The organism is Streptomyces sp. NPDC089799 (assembly GCF_040684755.1).
In the GTDB taxonomy this organism is placed as follows: Bacteria; Actinomycetota; Actinomycetes; order Streptomycetales; family Streptomycetaceae; genus Streptomyces.
The window spans coordinates 102,117-121,716 of record NZ_JBFBGR010000007.1 but is presented as its reverse complement, the minus strand read 5'-3'; the positions used below and the strand labels follow the sequence as shown (position 1 = coordinate 121,716).

19 protein-coding genes and 1 riboswitch are annotated in these 19,600 nt (G+C 71.2%); of the genes, 9 read left to right on the top strand and 10 right to left on the bottom strand.

Going from position 1 to position 19,600, the window contains the following annotated elements; genetic code table 11:
* Positions 1–55: 55 nt before the first annotated feature.
* Entirely contained in the window at positions 56–1,138 is a 1,083-nt protein-coding gene (gene hisC / locus AB0O36_RS09480; RefSeq protein ID WP_365106450.1) for a histidinol-phosphate transaminase, read from the bottom strand.
* Positions 1,139–1,488: 350 nt separating this feature from the next.
* Here hisC and AB0O36_RS09475 point away from each other — a divergent pair, with 350 nt between their 5' ends.
* The 3 genes from AB0O36_RS09475 to AB0O36_RS09465 all read left to right on the top strand — a co-directional run bounded on the left by AB0O36_RS09475 (position 1,489) and on the right by AB0O36_RS09465 (position 5,024).
* Positions 1,489–2,604 (top strand): LacI family DNA-binding transcriptional regulator, encoded by a 1,116-nt coding sequence (locus AB0O36_RS09475; RefSeq protein ID WP_365106448.1) that lies wholly within the window; start codon positions 1,489–1,491, stop codon positions 2,602–2,604.
* Between the two features lie 186 nt (positions 2,605–2,790).
* Complete coding sequence (locus AB0O36_RS09470; RefSeq protein ID WP_365106913.1) at positions 2,791–4,008, top strand: metallophosphoesterase; 1,218 nt, start codon at positions 2,791–2,793, stop codon at positions 4,006–4,008.
* A gap of 176 nt (positions 4,009–4,184) precedes the next feature.
* Positions 4,185–5,024 carry a hypothetical protein gene (locus AB0O36_RS09465; protein WP_365106445.1) on the top strand — a complete coding sequence of 280 codons (840 nt, stop codon included), beginning with the start codon at positions 4,185–4,187 and terminating at the stop codon, positions 5,022–5,024.
* Positions 5,025–5,073: 49 nt separating this feature from the next.
* Here the strand turns inward: AB0O36_RS09465 and AB0O36_RS09460 are convergent, their stop codons facing one another.
* Positions 5,074–5,991, bottom strand: a complete 918-nt coding sequence (locus AB0O36_RS09460) for a hypothetical protein (protein ID WP_365106443.1) — start codon at positions 5,989–5,991, stop codon at positions 5,074–5,076.
* Positions 5,992–6,423: 432 nt separating this feature from the next.
* Here AB0O36_RS09460 and AB0O36_RS09455 point away from each other — a divergent pair, with 432 nt between their 5' ends.
* The gene (locus tag AB0O36_RS09455) at positions 6,424–7,515 is read left to right on the top strand and encodes a glycosyltransferase (protein WP_365106441.1); all 1,092 of its coding nucleotides are present in this window, start codon (positions 6,424–6,426) and stop codon (positions 7,513–7,515) included.
* A gap of 160 nt (positions 7,516–7,675) precedes the next feature.
* Here AB0O36_RS09455 and AB0O36_RS09450 read toward each other — a convergent pair whose 3' ends face one another.
* Both AB0O36_RS09450 and thiC read right to left on the bottom strand, forming a co-directional pair.
* Complete coding sequence (locus tag AB0O36_RS09450; protein WP_365106910.1) at positions 7,676–8,719, bottom strand: aldo/keto reductase; 1,044 nt, start codon at positions 8,717–8,719, stop codon at positions 7,676–7,678.
* A 222-nt stretch (positions 8,720–8,941) separates the two neighbouring features.
* Positions 8,942–10,717 (bottom strand): phosphomethylpyrimidine synthase ThiC, encoded by a 1,776-nt coding sequence (gene thiC, locus AB0O36_RS09445; RefSeq protein ID WP_365106438.1) that lies wholly within the window; start codon positions 10,715–10,717, stop codon positions 8,942–8,944.
* A riboswitch (TPP riboswitch) is annotated at positions 10,711–10,857 on the bottom strand. Its footprint overlaps the gene before it by 7 nt.
* Positions 10,858–10,896: 39 nt before the next feature.
* On the opposite strand from thiC, the gene AB0O36_RS09440 reads away from it, so the two are divergent.
* On the top strand, positions 10,897–12,387 hold the full coding sequence (locus AB0O36_RS09440) for a YibE/F family protein (RefSeq protein ID WP_365106436.1): 1,491 nt from the start codon (positions 10,897–10,899) through the stop codon (positions 12,385–12,387).
* Positions 12,388–12,493: 106 nt separating this feature from the next.
* Here AB0O36_RS09440 and AB0O36_RS09435 read toward each other — a convergent pair whose 3' ends face one another.
* The 4 genes from AB0O36_RS09435 to AB0O36_RS09420 form a co-directional block, all read right to left on the bottom strand.
* Positions 12,494–12,943: an SsgA family sporulation/cell division regulator gene (locus tag AB0O36_RS09435; protein WP_365106434.1), complete on the bottom strand. Its 450-nt coding sequence runs from the start codon at positions 12,941–12,943 to the stop codon at positions 12,494–12,496.
* Between the two features lie 98 nt (positions 12,944–13,041).
* The gene (locus AB0O36_RS09430; protein WP_365106431.1) at positions 13,042–13,812 is read right to left on the bottom strand and encodes a helix-turn-helix domain-containing protein; all 771 of its coding nucleotides are present in this window, start codon (positions 13,810–13,812) and stop codon (positions 13,042–13,044) included.
* 224 nt (positions 13,813–14,036) lie between these two features.
* Complete coding sequence (locus tag AB0O36_RS09425) at positions 14,037–14,249, bottom strand: DUF5326 family protein (RefSeq protein WP_365106908.1); 213 nt, start codon at positions 14,247–14,249, stop codon at positions 14,037–14,039.
* 155 nt (positions 14,250–14,404) lie between these two features.
* Positions 14,405–14,722 carry a cupin domain-containing protein gene (locus tag AB0O36_RS09420; RefSeq protein WP_365106905.1) on the bottom strand — a complete coding sequence of 106 codons (318 nt, stop codon included), beginning with the start codon at positions 14,720–14,722 and terminating at the stop codon, positions 14,405–14,407.
* A gap of 49 nt (positions 14,723–14,771) precedes the next feature.
* On the opposite strand from AB0O36_RS09420, the gene AB0O36_RS09415 reads away from it, so the two are divergent.
* Genes AB0O36_RS09415 through AB0O36_RS09400 form a run of 4 tightly spaced genes read left to right on the top strand, consistent with a single transcriptional unit; the run spans position 14,772 to position 17,430 of the window.
* Complete coding sequence (locus tag AB0O36_RS09415; RefSeq protein ID WP_365106428.1) at positions 14,772–15,149, top strand: phage holin family protein; 378 nt, start codon at positions 14,772–14,774, stop codon at positions 15,147–15,149.
* Between the two features lie 6 nt (positions 15,150–15,155).
* A complete protein-coding gene (locus AB0O36_RS09410) occupies positions 15,156–15,755 on the top strand; it encodes a low molecular weight protein-tyrosine-phosphatase (protein ID WP_365106425.1) in 600 nt (199 codons plus the stop codon).
* On the top strand, positions 15,752–16,933 hold the full coding sequence (locus tag AB0O36_RS09405) for a cystathionine gamma-lyase (RefSeq protein ID WP_365106424.1): 1,182 nt from the start codon (positions 15,752–15,754) through the stop codon (positions 16,931–16,933). The genes AB0O36_RS09410 and AB0O36_RS09405 overlap by 4 nt, the downstream gene beginning before the upstream one ends.
* A 17-nt stretch (positions 16,934–16,950) precedes the next feature.
* Entirely contained in the window at positions 16,951–17,430 is a 480-nt protein-coding gene (locus AB0O36_RS09400) for an NUDIX hydrolase (protein ID WP_365106421.1), read from the top strand.
* A gap of 106 nt (positions 17,431–17,536) precedes the next feature.
* Here AB0O36_RS09400 and AB0O36_RS09395 read toward each other — a convergent pair whose 3' ends face one another.
* Positions 17,537–18,658, bottom strand: coding sequence for a globin domain-containing protein (locus AB0O36_RS09395; RefSeq protein ID WP_365106418.1), 1,122 nt, complete (start codon positions 18,656–18,658; stop codon positions 17,537–17,539).
* Between the two features lie 78 nt (positions 18,659–18,736).
* Positions 18,737–19,387: a haloacid dehalogenase-like hydrolase gene (locus AB0O36_RS09390; RefSeq protein ID WP_365106415.1), complete on the bottom strand. Its 651-nt coding sequence runs from the start codon at positions 19,385–19,387 to the stop codon at positions 18,737–18,739.
* Positions 19,388–19,600 lie beyond the last annotated feature (213 nt).

Below are 19,600 nucleotides of genomic sequence, written 5' to 3'. Positions count from 1 at the left end.
CTGAGCCGCACGGGCCCGGAGCCCGACGGGCCCCGAGCCCCACAGCACCGGAGCCCTACAGCTCCTTGAAGAACGCCCCTGCCGTGTGCAGGAAGAGGTCGTTCGCCTCGGTCTCACCGATCGTGACCCGCAGGCCCTCGCCCGCGAAGGGCCGGACCACCACACCGGCCTTCTCGCAGGCCGCCGCGAACTCGGCCGTCCGCTCCCCCAGCCGCATCCAGACGAAGTTCGCCTGCGTCTCGGGAACCACCGTCCACCCCTGCGCGAGCAGGCCCTCGTACACCCGGTTGCGCTCGCACACCAGGGAGCCGACCCGGCCCAGCAGCTCGTCCTCGGCCCGCAGCGAGGCCACCGCCGCGTCCTGCGCCAGCTGGCTCACGCCGAAGGGCACCGCCGTCTTGCGCAGCGCCGCGGCCACCGGCTCGTGCGCCACCGCGAAGCCGACCCGCAGGCCGGCAAGGCCGTACGCCTTGGAGAACGTCCGCAGCACGGCGACGTTCGGGCGCTCCCGGTACAGCTCGATGCCGTCCGGCACCTCCGCGTCCCGGATGAACTCCTTGTACGCCTCGTCCAGCACCACCAGCACGTCGGAGGGCACCCGGTCCAGGAAGCGCTCCAGCTCCGCCCGCCGCACCACGGTGCCGGTGGGGTTGTTGGGGTTGCAGACGAAGATCAGCCGGGTTCGGTCGGTGATCGCGTCCGCCATCGCGTCCAGGTCGTGCACGTCGCCCGGGGTCAGCGGGACCTGCACCGACTTCGCCCCGGCGATCTGGGTGATGATCGGGTACGCCTCGAAGGACCGCCAGGCGTAGATCACCTCGTCACCCGGGCCGGCCGTCGACTGGATCAGCGACTGGGCCACGCCCACCGAGCCGGTGCCGGTGGCGATGTGCTCCACCGGGACGCCGAACCGGTCGGCGAGCTCCGTGACCAGCCCGGTGCAGGCCATGTCCGGATAGCGGTTGAAGTTCCCGGCCGCCGCCACGGCGCTCTCCAGCACCCCCGGCAGCGGCGGATAGGGGTTCTCGTTGGAGGACAGCTTGTAGGCGACCGGACCGCCGGCAGCCGCGGGCCTGCCCGGCTTGTAGGTGGGGATCCCGTCCAGCTCGGCGCGCAGCTTCGGGCTCTTCTCGCTCACCGCAGGTCCTCCTCGACCTTCCCGTACAACTCAATACTGCTCACCTTATGAGGATTCCGCCCTGGCGAGAACGGCGGGCGCCGGGAAAGAGGGGGAGCGCGCACATATATGCACGCGCCGGTGGCCTGCGCCGTGGCGCGCGTCCCTCGTCAGAGTGAGTTGAGACCGGTCCGAGATCAATCCGATTTGGCATGCTCGTACCCATCGACAGGCAACCCCTCCCTCCATCCCCCCTAAGTGCCTTCATTTCCAAGGTCATTGGTGGTGGCGAACCGTGCAGAAACGTGCCTGTCAACGCGTGCATATGCATACGGACCAAGCACCCCGCCGAGCCCTACTATCGGCTCGCCATGACAGCACCAGGGAAGCATCAGGTGAGCCGGACCGAGACCACCCGGCGGGCCGCCGGCCGGCAGGGCCGGGCCGGCATCAGGGACGTGGCCGCCGCGGCGGGCGTCTCGATCACGACCGTCTCCGACGCGCTCAATGGCAAGGGCCGGCTCCCGGACGCCACCCGCCGCCACGTCCGCGAGGTCGCCGACCGGCTGGGCTACCGCCCCTCCGCCGCCGCCCGCACCCTCCGTACCGGAAAGTCCGGCCTGATCGGCCTGACCGTGACGACGTACGGGGATGAACCTTTCACCTTCACCGAATTCGCCTACTTCGCCGAGATGGCCAGGGCAGCCACCTCCGCCGCGCTCGCCCGCGGATACGCCCTGGTGATCCTCCCGGCCACCTCGCGCCACGACGTCTGGTCCAACGTGGCCCTGGACGGCACCGTGGTCATCGACCCCTCCGACCACGATCCGGTCGTCACCGAACTGGTCCGGCAGGGCCTGCCGGTGGTCTCCGACGGCCGCCCGGCCGGCTCGCTCCCGGTCACCGCCTGGGTCGACAACGACCACGAGGCCGCCGTCCTCAACCTGCTCGACCACCTCGCCGCCGCCGGCGCCCGCCGCATCGGGCTGCTCACCGGCACCACCACCGACACCTACACCCGGCTCTCCACCACCGCCTACCTCAACTGGTGCGACCGGGTGGGCCAGGATCCCGTCTACGAGTCCTACCCGGCCCACGACCCGTGCGCCGGAGCCGTGGCGGCCGACCGGCTGCTCGCCCGACCCGACCGCCCGGACGCCGTCTACGGACTCTTCGACCCCAACGGCACGGACCTGCTCGCCGCCGCCCGCCGCTACGGCCTGCGGGTTCCGGACGACCTGCTGCTCGTGTGCTGCAGCGAGTCCACCGTCTACGCCAACACCGAGCCGCCGATCACCACCCTCTCCCTCAAACCGCGCCGGATCGGGACGGCGGTGGTCCAGCTGCTCATCGACGCCATCGAGGGGGTGGACGCCGGCCGGCCGGTGGAACAGGTCGTCCCGACCGAACTGATCGTCAGGACCTCCTCGCAGCGCAGGAAGCCCCGCACCACGGTCAGTCCGCCCCGCTCTCCGGCTCGGGACTGACATACCGGGACTGCGTCAATTCGGGACAGATCGGGAGATAGGCAGCCGGAAGGTCCGGTTCCGCCCAGGATTCACCACCCCTGGTGCGTCACAGAGCGCGATCCGCATTCCTATGATGGGCGCACGACATCACGGACCCTCCGCCCACAGGGCAAAGAGGGTCCGCAGGTGTACGGCAGCGCGACGGTGGTGGAGGGGTCGATGACTCAGGGGGCCGGTCAGGGACCCGCGATGCGTACGGACACGCTGCGGGACTTCCGGGTGCCAGCCCTCAATACCCCCGGCGAGGCTCCTGTCTACGGCGAGTACCCGGCGTACTACGACGAGAGCGCGCCCGTGCCCCCGCCGCCGGCCGCCCCGCCCGCGCCCGCCGTACCGCCGCAGCCGGTCCCGCAGCAGCCCGCGTACCCGCCGCCGTACGAGCCGGGGTACGACGGCCCCTACGGCGACTCCGACGACGGCTACACGCCCACCCGCCGCGACCTCCCGGTGATCGGCCGCGGAGCCACCGGCGGTCCGGGCGACACCGTCCAGGTCACGTACGTCCCGCAGGAGCAGGACCAGGGCGGCCCCGGCTCCGGGCCCGGCCCGCTCTACGTGGTCGGCGACGTCCACGGCTACCTCGACGAGCTGGTCACCGAACTGCGCGCCCAGGGCCTGATCGACGCCGAGGGCCACTGGTCCGCCGGCACCGCCCGGCTCTGGTTCCTCGGCGACTTCACCGACCGCGGCCCCGACGGCATCGGCGTGATCGACCTGGTCATGCGGCTGTCCGCCGAGGCGGCCGCGTCCGGCGGCTACTGCAAGGCCCTGATGGGCAATCACGAACTCCTGCTGATCGGCGCCAAGCGCTTCGGCGACACCCCGGTGTCCTCCGGCGCCGGCACCGCCACCTTCCAGGCCGCCTGGCTGCTCAACGGCGGCCAGCGCACCGACATGGAGCGCCTGGAGGACGTCCACCTGCAGTGGATGTCCCGGCTGGACGCGGCGGCCCTGGTGGATGGGCACCTGCTGCTCCACTCCGACACCACCGCCTACCTCGACTACGGCGACTCCATCGAGGACGTCAACGACAAGCTCCACGAGCTGCTCAACCTGCACGACGCCGACGAGACCTGGGACCTGTTCCGCAAGTTCACCAAGCGGTTCGCCTTCCGCGACCAGGAAACCGGCCCGGACGCCGTGCGCGAGCTGCTCGGCACCTACGGCGGCGGACGCGTGGTGCACGGCCACAGCCCCATCCCGTACCTGCTCGGCGAGGTCGGCACCGAGGACGGCGACGAGGGCCGCGGCCCGGAGGTGGACGGCCCGCACGTGTATGCGGACGGACTGGCCATCGCGATGGACGGCGGCGTCACCATGGCCGGGAAACTGCTGGTCGTGCAACTGCCCCTGAACGACTGACGCGCGGCCGGCCGGACCGGCCGGCCGCCGGTTTTTCCTGCGTTCCCCTGTCAGCGGGCGGTGCGGGCCCTCTACCATCGCTCCTGTCCGTAGCAGGCTCTCCTCCGTTTGTGCCGGCCGCCCGGTGTCCACGCCGGTGTCCACGCGGGTGACCGGTCCGTGCGGAGCATCGGGGGATGCACATGACCAACGCTGGGCACCTGCTGACCGAAGACCGCCCGGAGTTCGACCGTCTGCTCGACGAGGCGCTGCGCACCGCGCGGGACCGGCCGGAGCTCTCCACCCTCGGCGAACGGCTCAACGCCGAACAGCTGCGCACCATGGCGCTCAACGCGAGCGTGCTGCTGACGACCGCGGCCTCGGCGGAGTACGACCACTACGTGAAGATGCGCGGCGAGCTGCGGGAGGCCGTCGCGGCCGCGACCGCCGCCGCGACGGCGGCACCGGCGGAACCGGACGGGGAGGACGACTCCGGGGAGGCCCGTACCGGGGCCGGGATCAGCGCCGTCGTCGCGGTGCTCGCCCCCGTGCTGGCGCTCACCGCCATGGTGATCTTCCTGCTGGTGGGCTGGATACTGAAGCTGATCGAGCCCGAGCCGGCCTTCGCCGACACCATCCTGACCACCGGCTGGCTGTTCGGCGCGCTGACCGCGGCGGCGCTCCTGTACGCGGCGATCGCGCTGCTGGTGACGGCCGTCCGCAACCGGGCCACCGAGGTCGGCGCGGACGTGGCGGAGGCGGTGCCGGACGAGGTGCAGCGGGCCCGCGAGGCCTGGCTGCACGCGCTGCTGGAACGGGGCATCGTGCCGTTCCTGCGGGACGCGCTGGCGGATCCGGCCGGGGCGCCGGGCTATCCCGTGCCCCCCACGCCGGCGGCCGGGCGCATCCCCGATCTGGGATACACCCGGCCCGGGTTCACCAGTCCGGGACCTCCGTCGCAGGGGTCCCGGCCCGGCTATACGCGTCCGGACTTCACGAGTCCGGATTTCGGCGGCCCGGAACCCGAGCCGGAGTAGCGGCGACCCGGATCGGATCCGGATCGGCCTTGGTGGAGACGCGGACCGGTCAGTGCGTGTTCACCGGCGCGGAGAGGGCGAGGTCACCCTTCCACTGGACGGCCCCGAAGGGGTCGTGGCGGGCGACGCCCTTGGCCCGCAGGCCGATGTTCGGATTCGGAGGCGGCAGCAGCTCGAACCACTGCTCGTTCCAGACGAAGGTCTCTCCCTCGACGTCGCCGTGGGTCTGGAACACCCGTCCGTCGGTGGTCAGGACCTTGATGTACGCGTCGTTGCCCTGCGCGTCGATGGAGATGGCGCAGGCGTTGGGCGGGAAGCCCGGGTTGTCGTCGGCGTCGCTGATGTTCTGCCAGACGGGGGAACCACCGGGCGGGGCCGCCCGGCCGGCGTAGGCGACACCGCCGACGAGCGCCGCGTGGAAGTCCTCGCTGTTCGAGGGCGCGTAGCTGTCGATGTCGACGCACTCACTGGCGCCCGTGGCACCGGTCGCACCCGTGGCACCGGTGGGACCCGTGGGGCCGGTGGGACCCGTAGGACCGGTGGAGCCCTCACCGCCGGGGCCCGTGGGGCCGGTGGGACCGGTGGGACCCGTCGGGCCGGTGTCGCCCGTGGCACCCGTGTCGCCGGTCGGACCCTGCGGCCCGGTGGGGCCCGTCGGACCGGTCGGGCCGACGATGCACTTGACCTTCTCCCCGCCGCCCCCCTTCACGGTGCGGCCGTCGTTGGGCTTCTCTCCCGGGCGGTGCTTCCGCGGCTCGCACTCGTCGTCGTGGCCGTCGGCCGCGACCGCTTCCACCGAGGGGTAGGCGGCCGGTGCACCGTTCGCGTAGGCCACGGCGGGGGAGACGACCCCGGACAGCACCAGGGCCAGCGAGGCGATGGTTCCGCCGGTCCGCAGGCGGGCCCTCGCGGGCAGCGGACCGAGGGACGTTCTGGTCGTCTTCGCCTCGGAAACCTCAGGACTCATACAGCGCTCCTTGCAGCGGTTCGGAGGCCCGGCCGCATACGGATCAGCACGCGGATCAGCACACGGATCCCATGCGGATCAGCACACGAATCGACCGGGACCGAATCAGGGTGATTGTCGGAAAGTGCGCTTTTCACTTCCGCGGTCATCCTGAGGACGCGGGAGCCCCCCGCCGGGCCGCCGCGCCCGACAGGTCATCGGATCGGAGCAGTGCACGGGCCTCCATCCGGGTGCCAACCCGGTGACCGGCACCGCCCCGCCCCGGCGAGCCGTGCGCAACGCCGCACGGCGGTCACTAGGGTCACGGAGCACTGATCCGACGCCGGCCTGGTCGCCCGCCGGACGGGCGGCCCACTACAGCGGATGGGACCCGTGACCCACGTGAAGCGCGTGAAATCCGTCAAACCGACCAAACCGACAGTCTGCCTGAACATGATCGTCAAGAACGAGGCGCCGACCATCAGGGAGTGCCTCGAAACGGTCCGTCCGCTGATCGACACCTGGGTGATCGTGGACACGGGTTCGACGGACGGCACCCAGGACGTCATCCGCGAGACCTTCGAGGACCTCGGCATCCCCGGCACCCTGTACGAGCGGGAGTGGAAGGGCTTCGACGGCAGCCGCACCGAGGCGATCGAACTCGCCCGCGACAGTGCCGACTACCTCTTCTTCATCGACGGCGACGACATCGTGGAGACCGAGCCCGGCTTCACCATGCCGCACCTCACGGAGGACGCGTACCGGGTCGCCCTGAAGCACGGCCCGATGGTCCACTGGCGTCCGGCCCTGGTCTCCACCAAGCTGCCCTGGCGGTACGTCGGCGTGCTCCACGAGTACATCGACTGCGGCCGGCGGTACGACGCCGGCGTACTCGAAGGCGCCAACATCCGCACCATCGGCAACGGGGCCCGCATGCGGGAGGGCCAGCGCACCAAGTACCTGCGTGACGCGGAGGTGCTCACCGAGGGGCTCCGCAAGGAACCCGACAACGCCCGCTACGCCTTCTACCTGGCCCAGAGCTGGCGCGACGCGAGCGAGCCGGAGAAGTCCCTCGCCGCCTACGACCACCGGGCGGCCATGCCCGGCTGGATCGAGGAGACGTACTGCGCCCGGCTCTACGCCGCCCGGCTCGCGGTGGACCTCGACCGGCCCTGGCCCGAGGTGCTGGACCGCTACCTGCGCGCGCACGAGACCCGGCCCACCCGCGCCGAGGCGCTCGGCGACCTCGCCCGCATCTGCCGCCTGGAGAAGCGCTGGCCGCTGGCGTACCTGTTCGCCAAGCAGGCCGCCGCCCTCCCCCGCCCCGAGGACATCCTGTTCGTCGAGTTCTCCTGGCACGAGTGGCGCGCGCTCGACGAACTCGCCGTGGCCGCCTACTGGACCGGCGCGTACCAGGAGTCGCTGGAGTGCTGTGAGCGGCTGCTGAACGGGGACGCGCTCCCGAAGGAGCAGCGCGAGCGGATCGAGGCGAACCGCGACTACGCCCGGCAGAAGCTGGGCGCGGACTACCAGGTCGTCGCCTAGCCGGTCCCGCCACCGGCGCGCCCCGGCACCCGGAGGGGACTCCGGGTGCCGGGCACCGGGTACCGAGGGCCGTGCGCCGAGGGCCGTGCGCCGAGGGCCGTGCGCCGAGGGCCGTGCGCCGAGGGCCGGCCCGGCCGGACGCCCCACCGGACGCCCCCGCCTACCGCTCCCCGACGGGGCGCCGCCGCTGCGCGAGTTCGGTCAGGGCGGTGGGCCGCCACACGCCGTCCGCCCGGTAGAGGTCGGTGCCCGGCGGCACGATCCCGTCGATGCGGTCCAGGGTCTCGTCGTCGAGCTGCAGGGACGCGCCCTTCAGCAGGTCCTCCAGCTGCTCCATGGTCCGCGGGCCGATGATCACCGAGGTGACGGCGGGGTGCGCGAGGGGGAAGGCCACCGCGAGCTCCGGGAGCGTACGCCCGATGCCGTCCGCCACCTCCTTGAGCCGCCCGGCGGCCTCCAGCTTGGCCCCGTTGCCCGGGACCGCCGGGTCGAACCGGGCCGGGGTCAGGGCCGCCCGCCCGCTGCTCAGGTCGAGGTCCCGGCCCGGCAGGTACTTCCCGCTGAGGAAGCCGGAAGCCAGCGGGCTCCAGGTCAGCACCCCCATCCCGTACCGCCGGCAGACCGGCAGCACGTTCGCCTCGATGCCGCGGGCGAGGATCGAGTACGGCGGCTGCTCGGTCCGGAAGCGCTGCAGCGCCCGCCGCTCGGCGACGTGGTGGGACTCCGCGATCTCCTCGGCGGGGAAGGTGGAGCAGCCGAAGGAGCGGATCTTCCCTTCCCGCACCAGGTCCCCGAGCACTCCGAGGGTCTCCTCGACATCGGTCCGGGGATCGGGCCGGTGGATCTGGTAGAGGTCGATCCGGTCCGTCCCCAGCCGGGTCAGGCTGTCCTCGACGGCCCGTACGATCCACCGCCGCGAGTTCCCGCTCCGGTTGCGGCCCTCCCCCATCGGGAAGTGCCCCTTGGTGGCCAGCACCACATCGTCGCGGCGGCTCCCCTTGAGCGCCTTCCCCACGATCGTCTCGGACTCGCCCGCCGAGTACATGTCCGCGGTGTCCACGAAGTTGATGCCGGCGTCGAGCGCCGCGTGGATGATCCGTACGCACTCGTCGTGGTCGGGGTTGCCGACCGCCCCGAACATCATCGTGCCCAGGCAGTACGCGCTGACTTCCATCCCGGTCCGCCCGAGATCCCTGTATCGCATCGTCATAGCGCCGGACCCTAAGAGCTGGAGCGCACTCCAGCACAAGCCCTTTTTCCCGCCCGGCTCCGGGCACCGGACCGGACGACGTGGACGGGCAAAGGAGGCGGGCAAAGGGGACGGGCTCGGGAGGCAGGCGAGGGAGACGGACGAGGGAGACGGGCACGGCAAACGGGCCCGCGACTCCCCCCATGAGGTCGCGGGCCCGTCCGGCGCGGCGGGTGGTTACTCCGCCATCGGGAGGTAGACCCGGTTCCCCGCGGCGGCGAACTCGGCCGACTTCTCGGCCATGCCCGCCTGGATCTCCTCGGCCTTCAGGTCGCCGCCGTGCTCGCGGCGGATGTCCTGGGAGATCTTCATGGAGCAGAACTTCGGGCCGCACATGGAGCAGAAGTGCGCCGTCTTGGCCGGCTCCGCCGGGAGGGTCTCGTCGTGGAACTCACGGGCCGTGTCCGGGTCGAGGGCCAGGTTGAACTGGTCCTCCCAGCGGAACTCGAAGCGCGCGTCGGAGAGGGCGTCGTCCCACTCCTGCGCGCCCGGGTGGCCCTTCGCCAGGTCCGCCGCGTGGGCCGCGATCTTGTACGTGATGACACCGGTCTTCACGTCGTCGCGGTTCGGCAGGCCCAGGTGCTCCTTCGGCGTGACGTAGCAGAGCATCGCGGTGCCCCACCAGGCGATCATCGCGGCACCGATGCCCGAGGTGATGTGGTCGTACGCCGGGGCGACGTCCGTGGTCAGCGGGCCGAGCGTGTAGAACGGCGCCTCCTCGCAGATCTCCTGCTGGAGGTCGATGTTCTCCTTGATCTTGTGCATCGGGACGTGGCCCGGGCCCTCGATCATGGTCTGCACGTTGTGGCGCTTGGCGATGGTGTTCAGCTCGCCCAGCGTCTTCAGCTCGGCGAACTGCGCCGCGTCGTTGGCGTCCGCGATGGAGCCGGGGCGCAGGCCGTCACCGAGCGAGTAGGTGACGTCGTACGTCGCGAGGATCTCGCAGAGCTCCTCGAAGTTGGTGTAGAGGAAGTTCTCCTTGTGGTGCGCCAGGCACCAGGCGGCCATGATCGAGCCGCCGCGGGAGACGATGCCGGTCTTGCGGCGGGCGGTCAGCGGCACGTACGGCAGCAGCACGCCGGCGTGGACGGTCATGTAGTCCACGCCCTGCTCGGCCTGCTCGATGACCGTGTCCTTGTAGATCTCCCAGGTCAGCTCCTCGGCCTTGCCGTCGACCTTCTCCAGGGCCTGGTAGAGGGGGACGGTGCCGATCGGGACGGGGGAGTTGCGGAGCACCCACTCGCGGGTGGTGTGGATGTTCCGGCCGGTGGAGAGGTCCATGACCGTGTCGGCGCCCCAGCGGGTGGCCCAGGTCATCTTCTCCACCTCCTCCTCGATGGAGGAGGTGACGGCGGAGTTGCCGATGTTGGCGTTGACCTTCACCAGGAACTTCTTGCCGATGATCATCGGCTCGATCTCCGGGTGGTTCACGTTCGCCGGCAGCACCGCGCGGCCGGCCGCGATCTCCTCGCGGACGACCTCGGCGGAGACGTTCTCGCGGATCGCGACGAACTCCATCTCCGGGGTGATCTCGCCGCGGCGGGCGTACGCGAGCTGCGTGACGGCGGCACCGTCACGGCCGCGCCGGGGCAGCCGCGGGCGGCCGGGGAAGACCGCGTCGAGGTTCTTGAGGCCACCGCGCGGCGAGGTGTGCTTGATGCCGTCGTCCTCGGGCCGGACCGGGCGGCCGGCGTACTCCTCGGTGTCTCCGCGGCTGATGATCCAGTTCTCGCGCAGCGGGGCGAGACCGCGACGGACGTCGGTGTCGATCTGCGGGTCGGTGTACGGACCGGAGGTGTCGTACAGCGTGACGTCCCGGCCCGTGGTGAGGTGGACCTGGCGGACCGGCACCCGGAGGTCGGGGCGGGAGCCCTCGACGTAGCCCTTGTGCCAGCCGGGCGTACGCCCGTTCTGGTCGGCGGCAGGCGTGCGTGCGTCGTCCTGAATGGTCATGAGACCTATCTCCCTACGCCGGCATTACCCGGTAACAGGTTCGGCGGTCGACGCAGCCTCTTCCCGTACGCCCCGTTCGGTGCGCGTACGGTGATCAGCGTCCTCTCAGCCCGGTGCTCCGAGCTCCCGCGTTGTGCAAAGGTCCCCCCACGCTAGCGTCACCTGTGGCGTGCTGAACAGTGGGCCCCCGTATCTCTTGCGATGATCGGCCCGTGACGACATCGGTTCAGCCCCCGAACGAGTCCGGCCGGTCCATGGACGGCCATGGCCGCGGCCCAGGTCACGAGCATGATCACGGGAACGGTCACGATCCCGATCACGAGCGCGACCGTGCTCGGGCAAGCGGGCACGGCCATGGGCACGGGCACGGGCACGGCCACAGTCACGGCCACGGGCCGGCCGCCCCGGTCTCACGGCACCTGCGCAGGGTCATCTCCGCCATCCTGATCCCGTTCGCCACCGCCGTGCTCGTCGGCCTGGTGGCGCTGTGGCCGGGCGGCGCCCCCGATCACGAGCGCACCGGGGTCGGCTTCGACCGCCAGACCCAACAGGCCAAGGTCACCGATTTGCAAATCGTGGACTGCAAATCGGTGAATGTCGCGACGCAGGCGCCGCCCACCGGCGACGCCTCGGCCCCCGGAGGGGCCAAGGCCCGGGCCGGGCGGAACCCCACCTGCAAGAAGGCCACCGTCGAGGTCGGCAGCGGCCCCGACAAGGGCCGCACCTTCGTGGAGATCGTCCAGCCCGGCGCCCCGCGGCAGCTGGAGGACGGGCAGGAGGTCGTGGTCGCCTACGCCCCGGACGCCCCGCGCGACCTGCAGTACTCGGTCATCGACGTGAACCGGAAGTTCCCGATGCTGATGCTGGCCGCGGTCTTCGCGATCGCGGTGGTCGTCGTCGGGCGGATGCGCGGACTGCTCGCCCTGGTCGCCCTGGTGGTCAGCTTCGGCGTGCTCACCCTGTTCATCCTGCCGGCCATTCTCCAGGGGTCGAACCCGCTGCTCGTGGCGGTCATCGGAGCCAGCGCGATCATGCTGATCGCGCTGTACATGTGCCACGGGGTCACCGCCCGCACCTCGGTCGCGGTGCTCGGCACGCTGGTCTCACTGCTGCTGATCGGGCTGCTCGGCTCGGTGCTCATCGACTGGGCGTTCCTGAGCGGCAACACCGACGACAACACCGGGCTGATCCACGGCCTGTACCCGGACATCGACATGAGCGGCCTGCTGCTCGCCGGCGTGATCATCGGATCGCTGGGCGTCCTCGACGACGTGACGGTCACCCAGACCTCGGCGGTCTGGGAACTGCACCAGGCGGACCCGGACATGGGGCCGCGCGCCCTCTACCGGGCGGCCATCCGGATCGGCCGGGACCACATCGCGTCCGTGGTCAACACCCTGGTCCTGGCCTACGCGGGTGCCGCACTGCCCCTGATGCTGCTGTTCTCGATCGCGAACAGCAGCATGGGGTCGGTGGCCAACAGCGAACTGGTGGCGGAGGAGATCGTACGGACCCTGGTGGGGTCGATCGGGCTGGTGGCCTCGGTTCCGGTGACCACGGTGCTGGCGGCCCTGGTGGTCTCCGCCGACCGCCCGGGACCGCGGGCGCCCGCCGGGGCGGGCCCTTCCGGGCGGGCCCGCGGCGGGCGCGGCCGCCGTCGCAAGCGCTGAGGCGGGCAGGCGCGGGCGAGGCGGATGAAGAGGAAGGAACGGTACGCCGGTCCGCAGTGCGTCAACCCGCAGTGCGTCTCGGAGCGGTGCGTCTTCGAGCGGTGCGTCAGCCCGCGTTCCGCTGGTTCTGCTGCGCTTCGGCGAGGATCTTGCCCAGCGCCTCGTCCAGGTGCCCCTCGAAGTCACCGAGAGTGCGCTCCTGACCGAGCGGCACCAGACGGTCCGTCCGGTCGAGGAAGGCCACCAGGGGTGCCGCGCCGGCCCGGAACAGGGCCCGGTCACCGCCGACCTGGAGCCGGATGTGGACGTCGGACAGCTCGTCCGGGTCGGTGGGGGCGATGTGCACATCGCCGTCACCGGACGGCTTGTTGATGCCGTCGAGGAGCAGCTCCCGGCCGAACGCCCAGGTCACGGGCGCATCTCCGGGAAGGTGGAAGGTCAGGCGCACCGCAAAGGGATCGCGTGACTCGTACCGGAGTTCCACCGGAATCCGGAAGGAGAGCTCCTCGGAAACGAGGAAGCTCATCATGACCTCTGCCTGTACCGACTCGCGCATTTCCATACCCCGCAGTGATTGGAAGTGGCCAGGAATGGCCCCCCAGGGCCTCTTGACAAGGGTGGTGGAAGCACTGGCAGATCACAAGGAGTGAGTTTTCAGATACTGATAGAGAAGGAGAGCGTGCTCAACAGCGCGCCTACTTCACTCCGTAGTCGATCCACTACACAGGGCAATCTCTGCTCTTGATGGGCAGGGAGAGAAATGGCCATGGTCGCGGCAGCGTCACCGGCAGTGATCGGAATAGCCGCGCATACCGTGCCGAGGGCATATTCCTGCCGTTCGATCACTGGCTGCATCCGCTCCATGCCGGCGATTCGCTGTTCCAGCGCCCACATGTCCCGGACCGTATAAGGGGTGATCGCCTCGACGGGGTGCCGGTCGTAGTGGTCCCGGCGGCTCTTCTCGTCGAGCTGGGCGAGCAGGCACTGCCCGATGGCGTGCGCGTGACCGGTCGCCCGGAAGTCCGCCCACTCCTCGCAGGCGGGATGACCCGGGGTGTCCGAGACTCCGACGACCTCGATCTCGCCCTCGCGGTAGACCGCGAAGTAGACGGGTGCGCCGACCACCTCGCGGAAGTGCGCGAGGGAGTCGAGGATCATGCTGCGACGTTTCTGCTGCATTCCGCCGCCCGCCAGCCTGCCGGCCGCGTCGCCGAGGACGAAGACCCCGCTCTCCCGCCGCAGATAGCCCTCGTGGGTGAGCGTACGCAGCAGGTGGTACGCCGTGGGGAGCGGGAGCCCGGCCTCGCGCGCCAGCTGTTTCGCCGGGGCTCCCCCGCTATGGGAACCGGCGGCTTCGAGCAGTCTCAGCGCCCGCTGCACCGACCCGATGAGCGTCGGCACCGCAGCGTTGTCGACCGAAGACAAGGCTCACCCCCAGGCGTGGCGGCGGGCGTCCGGACGGCCCGCCCTGCGGGGGTCGCCCCGCGTGTGCCACGTCTCCTGGGGGTCGCACTCAGCTTCTGCTTGAAATGACCACAGGTGAGAACGGGTTTACCGGGCTCGGCCAGGTGACGGCACGGATTGCCACTGTATCGGCCGATAGCTCGCCGATGAGGGGTTCCTGGCTTTCTGTCCCCCGGGTGGGTTAATCACCACTCCGAGGACTTCGCCGTCCCGCCGCCGAAGCGCTTGACCACGAACACCAGACCACCGACCAGGGCGACGAACAGCAGCACCTTGAACACGAACCCGATCAGCGTGGCCAGGATGCTGGTGATCACACCGCCGAAGACGAACAGGGCCAGCAGCGGAACGGCGACCCACTTCACCCACCAGGGCATGCCTGCGAATATCTGCCGGATGCCGTCCATGACCTCGACCTCTTCCTGTTCTCCCGGTTGACTTCCTGTCATCGATGCTAGGAGGAAGGGCCGCGGAAAAGGGGCCCGCGAGCCCCACCCGTCCCCTGATCCGCCCCCTAGGGGCCCGGGCCCCGCCCGCCGTGCGTTCCTGCGGGTCAGGCCTCCGGCGGGGAGAACACCACCAGCACCTTCAGGTCCTCGCTGATGTGGTGGAAGCGGTGCGGCACCCCGGCGGGCACGTAGACCACGCTGCCCCGGGCCACCGACTCCGTCTCCTCCCCGACGGTGATCGCGGCCCGGCCGCTGACCACGAAGTACACCTCGTCCTGTCCGTGCGGCTGCTGGGGATCGGTCTGCCCGGCGTCCAGCGCGTACAGGCCGACCGACATGTTCCGCTCGCGCAGGAACTGCAGGTATGCGCCCTGGTTCTCGGCCCGCTCGGCCTCCAGTTCGTCCAGCCGGAACGCCTTCATGCTGCTCGTGCCTCTTTCTTCCTGGTGGTTGTCTGCAACGATCGGAAGCATGACGAACTTCCTGGTAAAGACGCTCGCCAACGCCGCGGCCCTGGCCGTGGCCATCTGGCTGGTCGCCGGAATCACCCTGACCGGTGACAGCACCGGCGACAAGGCCCTGGCCCTGATCCTGGTCGCCCTGGTCTTCGGACTGGTGAACCTGATCGTGAAGCCGGTGGTGAGGCTGCTGTCGCTGCCGCTGTTCGTCCTCACCCTCGGCCTGTTCACCCTGGTGGTGAACGCCCTGATGCTGCTGCTGACCTCCTGGCTCGCCGACAAGCTGGACATCGCCTTCCACGTCGACGGCTTCTGGACCGCCCTGGTCGGCGGTCTGATCATCTCCATCGTCTCCTGGGCCGTGAACCTGGCCCTGCCCGACCGGAGCTGACGGCCCGTGTACCGCATCTGTTTCGTCTGCACCGGCAACATCTGCCGCTCGCCCATGGCGGAGGCCGTCTTCCGCGCCCGGGTCGCCGACGCCGGCCTGGACGGCCTGGTCCACGTCGACAGCGCCGGGACCGGCGGCTGGCACGAGGGCGACGGCGCCGACCCGCGCACCCTGGCCGTCCTCGAAGCGGCCGGCTACCCCCACGACCACACGGCCCGGCAGTTCCGCGCCTCCTGGTTCGCCGGCCTGGACCTCGTCATCGCCCTCGACGCCGGCCACCTGCGCGACCTGCGCCGGCTCGCCCCCACCCCGCAGGACGCGGCCAAGGTGCGGCTGCTGCGCTCCTACGACCCCGGCGCCGCCGGCGACACCGATGTGCCCGACCCCTACTACGGCGGGCTCGACGGCTTCGAGGAGTGCCTGGAGCTGGTCGAGGCCGCGAGCCCTGGCCTGCTGGACGCCGTACGAACGGCCGTGGCCGCGTCACGCCCGCCGGTACCTGCGCGTCCGCCGGCTCCCCCGGCCCCGCCCGAGCCCGCTGCCCCGCCCGTGCCCGCTGCCCCGCCCGTGCCCGCGCAACCGCCCCTGAAGGAGCTCCGTTCGTGACCACCGCCCCCATCGGTGACGGCACCCGCGCCGTCCGCGCCGGACTCCCCGAGCCGGTCAAGAACCAGCCGACCCTCCCGGGCCCGGTGTTCGCCTCGCACTTCCACCTGCCCGGCGAGGTCGAGGGCCCGTACACCTACGCCCGCGACACCAACCCCACCTGGACCCTGCTGGAACGGGCCGTCGGGGAACTGGAGGCCCCCGGGGCGGACGGGGTGGAGACCGTGGTCTTCGCCTCCGGCATGGCCGCCGTCTCCGCCGTCCTGCTCTCCCAGGTCCGGGCCGGCGACACCGTCGTCCTGCCCGACGACGGCTACCAGGCCCTGCCCCTCGTCGCGGCGCAGCTGGAGGCCTACGGCGTCCACGTCCGCACCGCGCCCACCGCCGGCGACGCCCAGCTGGAGGTCCTCGACGGGGCCCGGCTGCTGTGGATCGAGAGCCCCTCCAACCCCGGGCTGGAGGTGTGCGACATCCGGCGGCTGGCCGAGGCCGCACACGCCGCCGGCACCCTGGTGGCCGTCGACAACACCCTGGCCACCCCGCTCGGCCAGCGCCCCCTGGAGCTGGGCGCGGACTTCGCCGTGGCCAGCGGCACCAAGGGGCTGACCGGCCACGGCGACCTGCTGCTCGGCTACGTCAGCTGCCGGGACGCGGAGCTCGCCGCCCGGGTCCGGCAGTGGCGGAAGATCATCGGGGCGATCCCGGGGCCGATGGAGGCATGGCTGGCCCACCGCTCCCTCGCCACGCTGCAGCTGCGCACGCACCGCCAGTGGGCCAATGCCCTGGCCGTCGCCGAGGCCCTGGAGGGCCGCCCCGACGTGTCCGGGCTGCGCTATCCGGGACTGCCCGGCGACCCCTCGTACAAGACGGCCGGCCGGCAGATGCGCGGGCCCGGGTCGGTGGTGTCCTTCACCCTGTCCGACCGGGCGCGGGCCGACCGGTTCCTGCGGGCGCTGACGCTGGTCGAGGACGCCACCAGCTTCGGCGGCGTACGGTCCACGGCCGAGCGGCGCGGCCGGTGGGGCGGGGACGCGGTCCCGGAGGGCTTCATCCGCTTCTCCGCGGGTGCCGAGGACACCGCGGACCTGGTCGCGGACGTGCTGCGGGCCCTGGACGCGGCGGGCCGGGACCGGCCGGAGACGGCGGACCCGGCCCGAGGCGTTTCGGAACCGGAATAGCGGGCCACTCTTCTCCCATGACCGAACGTCCCGTGGTCAAACGCACCGCACGCGCCATCCTGCTCGACGGTGATGACCTGATCCTGATCAAACGCACCAAGCCCGGCGTCGACCCGTACTGGCTGACGCCCGGTGGTGGGGTGGAGCCGTCCGACGCGACGGTGGTCGACGCGCTGCACCGGGAGCTCGACGAGGAACTCGGCGCCAAGGTGACCGACGTGGTGCCGTGCTTCGTCGACACCGTCGAACACATCGCGGCCGGCGGGGTGACGGGCTGCAAGGTCCAGCACTTCTTCGTCTGCCGCCTGGAGTCGATGGAGCCGGAGCGGCGGCACGGCCCGGAGGTGGACCACCCGGAGGGCGAGTACGAGATCGTCCGGGTGCCCTTCAGCCGGGTCGGGATCGCCGCCGTGCACCTGGTCCCGCTGTCCCTGCGGCACTACCTCGACGGGAACATCGAGGGCGTCCGCGCGATGCACGCCCCCGACCTGGGCTGAGGACGGCGGCCGGTCCCGGTGTCCCGGCGGCCGGCTGCTCCCGGCCCCGGGCGCGAAGCCGTTCCCGGCCTCGGGCCGTTCCGCTCCGGATGCCGGGCGGACGCTGTCAGGCGTCCGCCCCCACCAGTTCCTCGACGGCGTCGTACCGGATCCTTTCTGCTGGGATCCCGATGCGCTTCAGGGCGTCCACACCGCTCCGGATCAGTCCGGGCGGACCCGAGATGAAGGCGTCGTACGAGTTCCACGGCCCGTGCTCGCCGATCGCCTGCGGCAGCTGCCCGGCCAGCCCCTCGCCCACCACCGGCCGCACCGACAGCCACGGATGGGAACGCTGCAACCCCAGCAGGGTGTCCTTGTCGTAGAGCCCGTGGTCGCTGCGCGCGCCGAAGAACACCTCCACCGGGCGGCGTTCGCCGTGCTCGGCGACGTCCTCGATGAGGGCCTTGATCGGGGCGATGCCGGTACCGCCGCCCAGGCACAGCATCCCGTTGTCCGTGCTGTGGTCGACCACCATGGAACCGGCCGGCGGCCCCAGCCGCAGGACGTCGCCGGGCCGGGCGTGCCGGACCAGCGCATTGGAGACCCAGCCCGCCGGAACCGCCTTGACGTGGAAGGACAGCAGTCCGTCCGCGCGGGGCGCGGAGGCGAAGGAGTAGTGCCGCCAGACCCGCGGCCACCACGGCGTCTCCACGCTCGTGTACTGGCCGGCCAGGAAGGTGTAGGGCTGGTCGGGGCGGACCGTGATCACCGCGATGTCGGAGGTCCGCAGGTCGTGGGAGACCACCTCGGCGTGCCACCAGGCGGGGGAGGAACGTTCGTCCTCGGACGCGGCATCGATCATGATCTGGGAGATCGTCGTGTATGTCCGGACCCACGCGGCCTCGGCCTCCGGCCCCCAGGTCTCCACCGCGTAGCGGCCGAGTGCCCCGATCAGGGCCTCGCCGACCACCGGGTAGTGGGCGGGCTGAGTGCCGTACTTGCGGTGGCCGGTGCCCAGCCGGCGCAGGTAGGGGACGAGCACCGCCGGGTCGTCGATGTGCTCGGCCGCGGTCAGCAGCGCCTTCAGCAGCCGGTCGCGCTGGACGTCCATGGCCGCCGGGAACATCGACCGCACCTCTGGGTGGCCGGTGAAGACCAGCGCGTAGAAATAGGAGGTCACCTTGTCGGCGACGGGTGCTATCTCCGCGAGGGTGCGGCGGATGAGCACGGCATCGGTGGAGGGCTCCATGGCTGCGCAGCATGCCAGCCGGGTGGAACGGCCCGTGGGTACTTTGGGAAAGTTCCGCGCTGCAACCCCACTTTCCTCCTAAGATGCCTCACCTCCCGGGCGTGCCGCGGCCACCAGCTGGTATGCGTCCCGCAGGTCCAGCCCCCGGTACCGGTGCGTGGCGCGGGCCTCGATGTGCGGCCGGGCGTTGACCGCCACCGAGACCGGTACCGCCCCGAACAGCTCGGCGTCGGTCATCGAGTCGCCGTAGGCCACGCAGTCCGCCCTGCCCAGGCCGAAGCGCGCGCACAACCGGTCCGCGACCTCCACCTTGCCCTTCGGGGTCAGGATCCCGTTGAGGTCCACGGGCCGGGTGAAGGGGACCTCCGGGAAGACCGAGCCGTGGGCGGCGTGCGCGCCCCACTCCAGCAGGAGTTCCACGAAGAAGGACGGGGACAGCGAGACCACCGCGCAGAACTCGCCGCGCTCCCTGATCTCCTGCCACACCTCGCGGATGCCGGCCAGCCAGGGCGCCCCGGTGAAGGCCGCCCGGACATGGTCGGGAGTCAGGTCGGCCCACAGCGCGTGCACGCCCACCGCGAACTCCGGAGGGCCGATCTCCCGCGCGCTGAACGCCCGCTCAAGCTCGGCGATCTCGGCGGTCAGGCCCAGCTGCCGGGAGAGTTCGACCGGCGCCGCCGAGCCGTGCATCAGGGTGCCGTCGAGGTCGAAGAGGTGGAGTCGGGTCACGAGGACCGAGGCTAGCGTGCCCCCTGCGCGCTTCCCTCGCCTCCTGCTCGAAGGTGAAGTGCTTCTCGTGGAGCGCGACGTTTCTCGTGGAGCGCGACGTTTGCCGCGGAAGGCGATGTTTCTCATGGAGAGCGATGTTTCACGTGAAACACGACGTTTCACGTGAAACGTCAAATCCCCTGGACGCCCCCGCGCCGATGATCCAGTCTGGCC